Origin of the sequence: Bacillus sp. JKS001846 (assembly GCF_900176455.1) — a bacterium.
GTDB classification, from domain to species: Bacteria; Bacillota; Bacilli; order Bacillales; family Bacillaceae_G; genus Bacillus_A; species Bacillus_A cereus.
This window is the reverse complement of the sequence record NZ_FWYG01000001.1, coordinates 2,253,606-2,266,442: the sequence shown is the minus strand read 5'-3', so window position 1 is coordinate 2,266,442 and position 12,837 is coordinate 2,253,606. Positions and strand designations below refer to the sequence as shown.

Genomic DNA, 12,837 nt, shown 5'->3' with positions numbered 1-12,837 from the left:
ACCGATACTTGTTATATTCAAGCATCGGTTCTTTATACAAAATTGCCATTTTTTCTTTTATATAAAATAAATATTTCTCCACTTAATCTGTTGTAAAAAACTCCCTCGTTACATCAATAAATTGCTGCAGTGGTGCTGTCATCCATTTATCTTTATGCCAAGCAATTTGTGTATAAATTGGAGGTATTGTTTCGTTTAACATTAACTCCTTTAACGTCCCTTCCCGTATATCTTTTTCTACTACTATCGCTGGTAAAACGGCTATACCTAAATCTGCAATAACACATTGTTTAATTGCTTCCACACTAACAAACTCAATTTTATTTGCTGGATATAGATCTTCCCCGCGAAATAGCTCTTCAAATAAAGTTCTATATGAGCAGCCTAATTCTGTTAATAAAAGTGTTTCACTCTCTAAATCTTTTATAGAAACAGTAGTCTGTTCAAGTAAAATATGCCCTGGAGCAGCTACTACTTTTAATTCTTCTTTCATAAGTGGTTCCACATGTAAAACATCTTCTGTTTTACATTCGTCCAAAATAAATGCAAGATCTACTTTTCCCTCCATCAATTGTTCCTTCGCATCTTTATTGGAATGTGCTGGTTTAAATATAAGCTTTATTTTGGGGAATTGTATTTTAAACCTCTTTAATATAGAAGGCAGTCTGTATGTACATTGACTTTCTTGTGCACCAATTATTAACGTACCTGCTATTTCCTCATCATCTTTCACGGCCGTCTTTGCTTCGTTACTAAGTGCGATTATCTTGTCTGCATATAGTTGAAACTTTCTTCCTGCTTCAGTTAAGAAAAGACGTTTCCCTAATCTCTCAAATAGTGGTGTACCGAGCTCAGCCTCTAACGTTTTAATTTGTGCTGTAACGCTCGATTGAGCAAAGTTTAATTTCTTCGCAGTTTGTGTAAAGTTCAAAGTATCTGCTGCTACTTTAAATGTAATTAATTGTTTTATCTCCATTTATCATCCCTCTTTTTCAATCGATATTTCCGATTGATTTCATCGAAATAATCCTCTTTGTCTATTGATATTTATATTGTATGATAAAGAGCATCGACAAACAATAAAATGGAGGTATTCCATATGAAAGCACTTTGTTTCGAAACATTCGGAGATGCTGATGTACTTCAATATAAAGAAATCCCTGATCCAATCATTAATCCAAATGAAATTCTTATCCGCACGAAAGCAATCGGTCTAAATTTCGCAGATATTTATAGACGCCGTGGTGATTATCACCTCGCTGGTAACCCTCCTTATATATTAGGTTATGAAGGCGCTGGTATCGTTGAAGAAGTAGGTGCTAACGTTACTACTATCAATCCTGGAGACCGTATTGCATTTGCTGACGTTCCATTCGCAAATGCAGAATTAGTTGCCGTTCCAGCAGAAAAAGCAATCCCGCTTCCAGATTCAATTTCTTTTGAAACAGCCGCTTCTATCTTATTGCAAGGTCTAACGGCACATTATTTAACGAAAGATAGTTATCAAATAAAACAAGGTGATACAGCTTTAGTCCATGCTGCGGCTGGTGGCGTTGGTCAACTTCTTATTCAAATGATTAAACTACTAGGCGGAAAAGTAATCGGTCTTACGTCATCAACCGAAAAAACCAAAGTAGCCACGTTAGTTGGGGCTGATCATGTATTTTTATATACTGAAAAATGGCATTCAAAAGTACTTGAAACAACAAACGGTACTGGAGTAAATGTTGTATATGAATCAGTAGGCTCTACACTTGAGGAAAGTTTTAACGCTACTAAAATCGGTGGTACTGTCGTATTTTACGGAATGGCCGGTGGTAATCCTGCGCCCATTGATCCACGTATGCTTATGGATACTTCGAAAACTTTAACTGGCGGAGACCTTTGGAACGTACTTACTACTTTTGAAGAACGTAAGCAGCGCTCTACTCAATTATTTGATTGGATCGCTACTGGAAAATTGAACATTGCAAGTCCTACTACATTCTCTTTACAAGACGGTGCCCGTGCACATGAATTATTAGAGAGCAGAAAAAGTACTGGGAAGATTTTATTGATCCCAAAAAGAAAGCTAGATTAAAATTTTGTGAAGACCTATAGTGAAAAAAATTGATAAATGAAAGGACATGACATATTTTATATAACTAATATGTTATGTCCTTACTTCTTCAAATAACGATCCCATGTATCACTCGAATAATTTTTGAGCTCTTTTCTCAATTAAAACTCCCTTTAATTGCATATGTTCTTTTATTTGTATATTGCTAGAAAATTATCATTTTTATTTATGAATAAGGCTACGTACCGATTTAAGCTAAAAACTAGATTTTGATCCTATAACAACAGTGGCATCTAATTCCTCATCTCTAGTCACTTTCGTGGTAAGCCCAGCACCAGCAAAGATTTCAAAAGTCTGAGTTGCCTGCATTTCACTCGTCTCTATTAAAAGATGCCCTCCCGATGCGAGCCAGAGAAATGCTTCTTTTGCTACTCTTCGCTGAATGTCGAGTCCATCCTCTCCTCCGTCTAGCGCCATTTTCGGTTCATGTAGACGGGCCTCCTGTGGAAGCAGCTTTATTGTCTCGGTAGGAACATAAGGTACGTTTGCAACTAGGGTATTCACATGGCCTTTAAGTGCGTGAGGCAAAGCTTTATACAAGTCACCTTCAAAAACATGGCCACCGAAATTTGTTACGTTGCGGCTAGCACATCGTACTGCGACAGGATCAATGTCAACAGAATACAATTCAATTCGTCCTAAAGCTGCCGCCAGAGCTACACCCACAGCACCTGAACCGCAACATAGATCAACGACGATATCACCAAAGCATAACAGAGCTTCTGCTTGGCGAACAAGAAACTCGGTACGTTGACGAGGTACGAAAACACCTCGGTCCACTTCTATCCGCAACCCACAAAATTCTGCGTATCCAACAACATATTCAAGTGGCAAACCATTGGCTCGCATTTCCACCATTCTCTTGAGCTCCTCTGGAGTTCGGGCTGCTGAAATAAGTAACCGGGTCTCTTCTTCTGCGAAAACACAACCCGCGCTCTGAAGTCTGTTAATTATACATTTTTCCGTTTTATTGTCCAAAAAGGAATTACATTCTTTTCCTATTTATCTCACCACTTTTTCTTATTTATAACCCTGTATTCGCTAAAAATTGGATGTATCCTTTTTAACAAAGTGGTCCTATTCAAAAAAATACGCCCTTATTCAATTAAATGACCCGATTGTTGAACAAAGAAACGTTCTACACAATAGAAAGTTTCATTATAATATCCCAATATAACCTTATAAATGATGCACTAAAAAATAAAAAGGAAGCTAGATTTTACTAACTTCCTTTTCTTATATCTATTTAAGATAGTATTATATTTCCACACTTTCTTTCCCTTTTGCAACATAACTCATATCTCCAACCGACTCCACTGTGTATGTTCCATCTTGATATACAATCTTCGTCACGCTAGCATTTTCCACTCCAAGTTTTGTTTTGCTACTGTCTAACATTTCTATTAAGGTAGTAATCAAAAGCCCATGAACGACAACTAAGACGTTACCGCCACCATTTTCAGCAGCTTCTTCACTAATTTTATCTATCTCTGTTTTTATACGAGTAGAAAACAATTCCCAATCTTCCGCCTGTTTTGTCGGATCTGCTACTCTAATAAGATTAATCACTTCTTGAATAGAAAGCTTCAAGAGTTCTTCTGGTGATGCAACGCCTGCAGCTTTTCCAACCACATCCCACATATTCTCAAGTTTTTCACCTTCAAAAATACCGAAATTTAATTCTCGCAAATCTTTTCTTTGCTCAAGTTTTAATTTTGATTGCTCACTATATTTTAATACTAAATTAGCAGTTTCAATTGCGCGGCCGCTATCACTACTATACGCACTCATAAAATGAATATCTTTTAATCCTGTTCCTAAATTTGTGGCAACTTCAACACCTCTTTCTACTAAAGGAGAATCTGCCCAACCTTGCGCGCGATGATTCGTATTTAATATTGTTTTACCGTGTCTTGTAACATATAACGTCACTACATTCTCATTGCTATGTGTTTCTCGCTTATTCATTTCATTCTCTCCCTTTACGTTTCTATATCAATTTTACCACCTCAATTATTCATTGAGCAAAATATACGTCAGTAGATCCGCTTAATAAAAAAAGCTATCTTTCTGTATATCCATACAAAAAGATAGCATCTTTTATGATTACATTTCTTAACCGGTACTCCTATTCAGCAAAAGCACTCGAATATTGTACAATTCCTTCTACACCTCGAAGAGAATTTTCTGTTAATTCCATTATCATAAATACCTCTTCAGGCACTTCAAACGGTGCTTTTACATTCCACTCACTTGCTTTCTTAAAACCAAATTTCGGGTAGTACTCTGGATGTCCTAATACTACAACTGATCCGTATCCAAGTTGTTTCGCTTTTTCTAAAGCAGCCGTAATCAGTTTTCCACCAATTCCTTTCTTCTGATGGCCCCTAGCAACTGAAACTGGTGCAAGTGCTAACGATTCTACAGAAGTTCCATCTTGTTCTATCGCAATTTTAGATAACATAATGTGACCGACTATTTCCTCATCTACTGCAACGATTGATAACTCTGAAATAAATGCGTCACACTCTCTAATACGTTTTACAAGTTCATGTTCCTTTTTATCACTAAACTCTTCATGTAAAAATGCTTCTTTTACAACTTCTTCTGTTTTTCTATAATCATTTTTTTGTTCTTGTCTAATCGTTACCATTTTAACTTATCCTCTATTCTTTCTTATTTCTTTTTGAATTTTACGAAGTGCTTTTTTCGATCCGCGCTCAATATCGTGTTGCATTTTTCTCTCTTTATAATCGACAAATAGTGTATTTAAATCGTATCCCTCTGGATATAACTCCTTCGCTGCTACCTCTAAAGTAATACGTTTTACATTTACTTCAACGAATTCACCGTTATAATATACAACGACGTTATAAAAATTATCTTTTTCCTTATAGATGATACCAAAATCATCATAATCTAATAAATTCACACGATCGCCAATTTTGTACTCATAATGAAATTCTCTTTTTTCTTGTACAAATTTCGGTTTTCTAATTTTACTTTCATTCACTTTTTCTAAAGCGTACTTTTTATTTCCCATATACTCTTTCGCTCTTTTCAGCACATGTTCTTTTACGCTCATTTTATTCGCAATCCAAAGTGCATTACTTTCTCCTGATTTTCCGATAACTAATTTATAAAGCGGCTCTAGCGTTTCACTATTAAACTGCATCGCTGCATTCATAAAGTCATCGTGCATTTCTGAGAATCGTTTAATTTCTCCGTAATGCGTACTCGCAACGGTAATACATCCCGTAAGGTACAACTCTTCTAAAATAGATATTGCAAGTGCTGCACCTTCATTCGGTTCTGTACCGCTTCCTATTTCATCAAATAAAAGTAACGTATTATTATTTGACATCCTCATAATCTCAGAAAGATTTTTCATATGAGATGAAAATGTACTTAATGCGTTTTCGATACTTTGATTATCACCAATATCTACAAATACATTTTCAAAAATAGCGATTTCTGTACCTTTATCTCCTGCAATATGAAGACCTGACATTGTAGCTAATGTTAACAATCCAATCGTTTTTAACACAATTGTCTTTCCGCCCGCATTCGGCCCTGTAATAATTAAACTACGATACTCTTGACCAATTTTAAAATTTAAGGGTACAACTTGCCCTGTTAAAAGCGGATGCTTACAATTCACTAAATGAATGTAGCCATGATCATTTAACTTCGGTTCTATTCCATCAATCGATTTACTAAACTTCGCTTTTGCAAATACCATATCATACTGACTAATTATCTCCATATTAATCTTTATACTATAAATGTTTTCTAACACCATTCCTGATAAAGTCGCTAAAATTTGATATTCTTCAACCGCTTCTTCTGCTTTCAAACCCGCTAGTTCCGCATTCAATTTCGTAACCGTATGCGGTTCTATAAATACAGTAGAACCTTTTGCCGAGGCTTCAATAATACTTCCAGCAACTTGGTTTTTATAGGAAGATTTAATTGGAATCGTGTAACGGTCATCCTTTTTACTAATAAAGAATTCCTGAATGAATTTCTTATTTGCACTACTATTTAAAAACTTCGTTAAACGTTCTTTTATTTTCCCATCTACAGAATCGATATTATTTCGAATTCGTTTTAACTCTTTACTTGCAGCTGCATCAATACTATTTCCTTTAATTGAAAAGTTAATTTCCTCTTCAATACTTTTATATTCAGTCATTGAATTTGCATAAGAAGCTAATACTGGTGCAAAAAATTCTTTATCTAACATAAACTTTTTAATCTTTCTACATCCGCGTAAAAAGTCTGAAACACTGACTAATTCTTCTGGATCTAAAATCATCCCTTTTTCTAATTTTTGAATTGTACTAGCAATATTAGAAATGCCGAAGAAAGGAACATGCCCTTCTGCATCTAATATAGCTCGTGCTTCTGTCGTTTCATTCAACCGATTTCTCACTACTTTTATACTCGTACTCGGCTCTAATTTGTTTAATAATTCCTTACCTAATCCACTTACACAATAAGATTTCACTATATCCTTTAATTCGTTATATTGTAGCTTTTCAAAAGTCATCGTATTCATTTTGTTTCTCCTCACTATGATTGATTTTTATCATAAATGAAGATACCTACTCATTAGATTCCAATGAGTCATATATAAAATTCCATAATTATACAATAAAAATATATACAAAAAAGCTGCGGGGATACCGCAGCTTTTACATTTACAAGGCATTTGTAATAACATATGAGGAAATAAGCCATAAAAAATAGATGGCAGTCCCTTATTACACGCTTTATAAAGTATTGTAGGTATCTTCATAGGTTTTGAAATAAATGCATGACAAAATTAGGGGTATGATGTACATAAAAATCCCCTGGTCTTATCCGATTTATTTCATTAAATTTTTCCTATTTAATACCTACCGCACTCACAAAAAGCACCTCTCATTAATTTATATTATAGTCATTGAAATCTAATTTATTGAAATCATCATACTATATGTTACGTGAGAAGTAAAGGTGTCATACTTTTATAACTATACAGAATGTAAAAAGGAAGAGGAAAACTTATATTTCAGTCTACCTCTTCTTTTTCATCACCAAATTACTGCTGAACATATATGGAAACTGATCCTCCACTTACTTGGAATTGTCCCCAACCATCCTTATTAATTGTTACAGTATTTGTTTGATTACCCGTAATATCGTACCATACTTCACCTGCGTTATTCTTCCCAACATCCATCCACTTTGACCCTCCTGTTCCATCAGAGATTAATGTTGCTAAACCAGAATTAGCATGTACACTATCACCTTCTCTTGTCCAGCCAATCACATCTGGATGATCAAAATAATCACGCTGCGTACCATATGCAAAGTTTTTTCGTGCCGTCAAAATCGGATCAATTTTATCCTTTAACGCTGGAATTTCATAGTTACTATTTCCTTTTGTACCATAGTAATCACCATAGAAAACAGAAGGATACCCCTCTGCACGCGTTAAAATAAATGCATATGCCAGCGGCTTGAACCAAGGGTTCACTACAGATTCCAATGACTGACCAGGCTGTGAATCATGATTTTCAACTAGAGTAACCGCAAGTGTAGGATGATTCGCAACTACCGTTCCTTTTAAAATATTTCTCATATCATAATTTCCATTTCCTGTTGAAGCATAATGAAAATTATAATGAAGTGGTGCATCGAACACAGATTGATTATAATTAACCTTCGCTAAATAATTATTTAAAGTCTGGATATCATTTTGCCAATATTCAGCTACTGTAAACATTTCTTTCCCTGTTTGCTGTCTAACGTGATTTACCCAATCGCGCAAGTATTCATGATCAATATGTTTAACAGCATCTAAACGAAAACCATCTAAATTTAATTCATTCGCATACCACGTTCCCCATTTTTTCATTTCATTCGCAACATCTGGATGATCAAAATCAAGATCCGCATACATCAAATAATCATAATTCCCATTCTCGCTAGACACTTCCCAGTCCCATGCTTTACCTATGCCCCTAAATTTATAAATTCGGTTTAATTTCCTTCCTTCATCCCAATCCGTTCCATCAAAATGATACCATTTCCATTTGAAATTAGAATAAGAATCTCCACGCCCTGGAAAGTTAAATCCCGTCCACGCACTAATTTCATAATCACCTGATACTTCAATATTCCGATTGCTCGGGTCTACCTCAACTGCTGTGACAGTTTCTGTATAATCAGCCCCACCTTTATGATTCATAACTACATCACCGTATACATTGATGTTTTTCTTATGTAAAGCGTCAATTGCAGACTTCAATTGTGCTTTCGTCCCATATTTCGTCCGCACTGTTCCCTTTTGATTGAATTCCCCCAAATCATATAAATCATATGCTCCATATCCTACGTCATTTTGCGTAGTTCCTTTATATGCAGGTGGTATCCAAACAGATGTAATTCCTTTTTGCGCTAAATTTTCAGCATCAGTACGCAAACGATTCCAATGATCTCCATCATTCGGAGCATACCACTCAAAATACTGCATTAACGTTCCATTGTTAACTGTATCTGCATATGCTTTACTCCCCTCATATATACTAGGTAAAAACATAACAACTGACAATCCGACTATTGTTATTCTTTTAAACATCTGTACACCATCCCCTTCCAAGAAAGCGTTTGCATAGTTTATCAGAATTATTATAATATTCGTCCCACCGTTAGTAAAGTAGCAATCTCTCACTCTCTCATATTATTTTTAATCTAATTTCAAATATTCAACGTAGTTTTAATTTCACATCCTATTCAAGATTGTTTACAATTTACCTATAAAAGCATAACGGAGGGATTTCGATGACAGACTTTCAAAAACAATTTTTCGCACGATTACATATAGAAGAAAAAGACACAGTTTCATTTGAAGATTTATCTAACATTATGTACGCAATGGCACAAACTGTTCCTTTTGAAAACTTAAATATTCTCGAAAAGAATTTTAAAGAAATATCAAAAGAAAATTTGAAAGAGAAAATTTTAGTAAATAACCGTGGCGGTCTTTGTTATGAACTCAACCCTACTATGTATTACTTCCTGAAAGATTCTGGATTCGATGTTCATCTCGTTTCAGGAACAGTTTATAACGCTGCAAACTCCATATGGGCTGTTGATTCTGGCCATATCGCAACCGTTTTAACACATCATAATGAACTTTATTTAATTGAAGTAGGATTCGGATCATACTTACCTCTTGCCCCTGTCCCTTTCTCAGGTGAAGTCATTCACTCTATTACAGGAGATTATCGTATTCGTAAAGAAATGACCGAAAAGGGAAACTACATTTTAGAGATGCGGAAAAACAATGAGTTCTTGGATCAATCTTCTGCTGATGATTGGACGTTAGGCTATGCATTTTATATAGAAGAAGTGGATGAAGAAAAAGCAAATACAGCACAAAAAATTATCGTTGAACATGAAGGATCACCCTTTAATAAAGTACCTCTTATTGTAAAACTAACTGAAGATGGGCATGCCTCTTTAACGAAAGATAGCCTTACAGTAGCAAAAAATGGTAAAAAAACGAAAGAAACCGTTACAGACATGCAATATACAAACCTTTTACATTCAAAATTCGGAATTACACTATAAGTAAGTAAGCCTTGTTATTTCAGCAGGGCTTTTCAATTTTCAGCAGGGATTTTTTGCAATTTGTTGTATTTCATAGTTATATAGAAATATAACTACATGTTTAGAAAGGAAATGATTATGACAGAACTTAAAGATCGATTACAAGTAGCTGATATAGAAAAATGGGATTTAACAGACATTTACCATACAATTGAAGATTGGGAAAGTGATTTTCATAAAATTGAAGTATTAACGAAGGAATTACACGAGTTTAATGGAAATATTCACGATGGCAATAGTTTATTAGCTTATTTAACGAAGAGTGAAGAAGTTTCTAGCATAATATCTTTAATGTTCGCTTATGCACGATTACAATCTGACCTTGATACACGCGATACTGACGCGCAATCTCTTGTCGATAAAGTATCACAATTACACGTGAAAGTAAGTGCAGCGAAATCTTTCTTTTCCCCCTTCTTACTTAGCATAGACGAAAACACATTACATTCTTACATAGAAGAAACAGAAGGCTTACAATATTATAAAGAAGACTTATTTGAATTATACCGTTATAAAAAACACGTATTAAATAAGGACCAAGAAGAAATTTTATCACAAATGGGTGAAGCTCTTTCTTCTCCACAGCACACATTTGGTATGTTAAATAATGCAGATATATTATTTGGTGAAGTGACGACTGAAGATGGAGAAAAAGTGAACTTAACACGCGGAATGTATGCAAAGTTAATAGAAGATACGAATCGTGAAAAGCGTAAAGAAGCTTATAAAGCATATTACAAACCATATGTTCAGTTAAAGAATTCCATCGCATCTACTTTATCCGCTGCTATTAAAAATAATGTTACTGTTTCGAAATTAAGAAACTATCCATCAGCGCTAGAGAAATCATTATTTGGCGATATGGTTCCGAAAGAAGTATATGAAAACCTAATTGATACAACGAAAAAAAACATTCAAACATTACATACATACAATGAAATTCGAAAAGAAAAATTAAACGTAGATGAACTAAGACAATACGACTTAGGCGTCGATTTAGTAGAAGGTGCAAAACAAGACATCCCATATAGTGAAGCATTTGACATTATGATTGCATCACTAGCTCCTTTAGGAGAAGAATATATTGAGACATTAAAAAGTTTTAAAGATAAAAGATATATAGACGTAAGAGAAACACCAGGGAAACGTTCTGGTGCTTATAACTTTGGTGTATACGGCGTTCATCCTTTCATTCTTTTAAATCATCACGATGATTTAAACAGCCTGTTCACTCTTACTCATGAATGCGGTCACGGTATGCATACGCACTATTCACATGGATACCAACCAAGAATTTCTGCACATTATTCTATCTTTGTCGCAGAAGTCGCTTCTACAGTAAATGAAGTGTTATTAATTCACTATTTATTAAAAGAAGCAAAAGATACGAACGTGCGTAACCATTTAGTTAACCATTTTATTGAGAAATTTAAAGGTACTTTCTTTACACAAATTATGTTTGCAGAATTTGAAAAAATCACACATGAAATGGCTGAACAAGGTAAACCATTACATGCACAAGTCTTCAGTGAAATTTATGAAAAGCTATTTAAAGAATATAACGGTGATTCACTTGTATTTGATGAAGAAGTAAAATACGGATGGGCTAGAATCCCTCATTTCTATCGCCCGTTTTACGTATACAAATATGCAACTGGATTCGCATCTGCCATTCAAATCGCTGATAAACTATTAAGCCGTGATCCGGATGCTCAGAAAAATTATATTGAATTCCTTAAAGGCGGAAGTTCAGACTACCCATTAAACTTATTGAAAAAAGCTGGCGTCGATTTAACAACGCCAGAACCGATTGAAAGTGCATTAAAACAATTCACTCAACTTGTTGAGGAGTTTTCAACATTATAAAAAGCATGCAGAGTATATGCTCTGCATGCTTTTTATTTGAATTACTCTATTCTATATGCTGCTGCGTCACACAATGAATCATACCACCGTATGCATACAATTCGTTAACATATATACCGACAATTCTTCTCCCTGGAAATTGACCTTCAATGATTTGAAGCCCTAATTTATCATGTTCATCACCGTATATAGGTACCAATACAACTTCATTACCAATGTAAAAATTTAAGTACGATCCTTTACAATCTGCTTCTTTTACCACTTTTCTTGTTACTGGTACTGGAATGAGCTGAAATGGCTTTCCATCTATATTTTTCGCTTGCCGTAATTCTTGATAATGCTTTTCGTACGCCTCCAAAAGGTATGGCTCTCCTTCATCGAAAGGATCATATTCATACAGTATCGTATTTTCATTTACAAACCGCGCCGCGCCATCAATATGATAATCCGTATCTTCATCATAATTATCTTCTCCGCGTATACCAGTTATCCATATAAAATTTGTTACTCCTAAATATTTCGTTAACTCCATTTCAATTTCTTTCTGACTTAGTGTGGGATTTCGATTTTCATTTATAATAGACGTTTTCGCCGCCATTAAGGTCCCGTTTCCGTTTATCTCAATTCCCCCACCCTCTAGACAGACACTAGATTCAACTTTTGGAATACGATACATTTCACTTATTTTATTCGGAATATTAGCGTCTTTTTCGTACGGATATTTATTTCCCCAACCATTAAATATCCAGTGCGTTAGGCAGCGATTCCCTTCCTTATCCGTTACAAAGATTGGTCCGTTATCTCGTATCCAAATATCATCAGTTTCTTGAATTAAGAAATCAATTTTATCCATATTTACATTAGCTTCAATTAACTTCGATTGGACATGTATTTTCTCTTCTTCATCACATACAACAATATGGACATTTTCTCCATAGTGAAGCTCCTTTGCCATCGATATCCAAATATCATCTAACTTAGCTCTGTAGCCTTCACCTCTATGTGCTTTATCATGTGGCCATTGGAGCCATGTACCTTCATGTTTCTCCCATTCCGCAGGCATATAAAACAAACTATTCTCTATATTTCTCATACGTGTTCACCCCTTATATGAATGTACGTACAGTCTATACTTTGACATCGTGTTAAGGTCAACAGGAATATCTTCATTTACTTGTAGCAACTTTATA

At 34.9% G+C, this 12,837-nt stretch carries 10 protein-coding genes; 3 read left to right on the top strand and 7 right to left on the bottom strand.

Features of this window, described 5'->3' with window-relative positions:
* Positions 1–82 precede the first annotated feature (82 nt).
* Positions 83–976 (bottom strand): LysR family transcriptional regulator, encoded by an 894-nt coding sequence (locus B9A45_RS12180; protein WP_000403875.1) that lies wholly within the window; start codon positions 974–976, stop codon positions 83–85.
* A 123-nt stretch (positions 977–1,099) separates the two neighbouring features.
* On the opposite strand from B9A45_RS12180, the gene B9A45_RS12175 reads away from it, so the two are divergent.
* Positions 1,100–2,080 carry a quinone oxidoreductase family protein gene (locus B9A45_RS12175; protein ID WP_084064076.1) on the top strand — a complete coding sequence of 327 codons (981 nt, stop codon included), beginning with the start codon at positions 1,100–1,102 and terminating at the stop codon, positions 2,078–2,080.
* Between the two features lie 234 nt (positions 2,081–2,314).
* Here B9A45_RS12175 and B9A45_RS12170 read toward each other — a convergent pair whose 3' ends face one another.
* From B9A45_RS12170 to amyS, 5 genes are all read right to left on the bottom strand, one after another.
* Entirely contained in the window at positions 2,315–3,097 is a 783-nt protein-coding gene (locus B9A45_RS12170; protein ID WP_002196763.1) for a putative protein N(5)-glutamine methyltransferase, read from the bottom strand.
* 279 nt (positions 3,098–3,376) lie between these two features.
* Complete coding sequence (locus B9A45_RS12165; protein ID WP_070756846.1) at positions 3,377–4,087, bottom strand: histidine phosphatase family protein; 711 nt, start codon at positions 4,085–4,087, stop codon at positions 3,377–3,379.
* Positions 4,088–4,247: 160 nt separating this feature from the next.
* Positions 4,248–4,772 carry a GNAT family N-acetyltransferase gene (locus B9A45_RS12160; RefSeq protein WP_000256465.1) on the bottom strand — a complete coding sequence of 175 codons (525 nt, stop codon included), beginning with the start codon at positions 4,770–4,772 and terminating at the stop codon, positions 4,248–4,250.
* Between the two features lie 6 nt (positions 4,773–4,778).
* Complete coding sequence (locus tag B9A45_RS12155; RefSeq protein WP_084064075.1) at positions 4,779–6,680, bottom strand: endonuclease MutS2; 1,902 nt, start codon at positions 6,678–6,680, stop codon at positions 4,779–4,781.
* Positions 6,681–7,205: 525 nt separating this feature from the next.
* The gene (amyS, locus tag B9A45_RS12150; protein ID WP_084064074.1) at positions 7,206–8,747 is read right to left on the bottom strand and encodes an alpha-amylase; all 1,542 of its coding nucleotides are present in this window, start codon (positions 8,745–8,747) and stop codon (positions 7,206–7,208) included.
* A gap of 203 nt (positions 8,748–8,950) precedes the next feature.
* Between amyS and B9A45_RS12145 the strand changes: the two genes are divergently transcribed.
* Positions 8,951–9,742: an arylamine N-acetyltransferase family protein gene (locus B9A45_RS12145; protein WP_000129195.1), complete on the top strand. Its 792-nt coding sequence runs from the start codon at positions 8,951–8,953 to the stop codon at positions 9,740–9,742.
* 117 nt (positions 9,743–9,859) lie between these two features.
* The gene (gene pepF / locus B9A45_RS12140; RefSeq protein WP_084064073.1) at positions 9,860–11,647 is read left to right on the top strand and encodes an oligoendopeptidase F; all 1,788 of its coding nucleotides are present in this window, start codon (positions 9,860–9,862) and stop codon (positions 11,645–11,647) included.
* Positions 11,648–11,693: 46 nt separating this feature from the next.
* Here pepF and B9A45_RS12135 read toward each other — a convergent pair whose 3' ends face one another.
* Positions 11,694–12,740 carry an agmatine deiminase family protein gene (locus tag B9A45_RS12135; protein WP_001244183.1) on the bottom strand — a complete coding sequence of 349 codons (1,047 nt, stop codon included), beginning with the start codon at positions 12,738–12,740 and terminating at the stop codon, positions 11,694–11,696.
* Between the last annotated feature and the right edge of the window lie 97 nt (positions 12,741–12,837).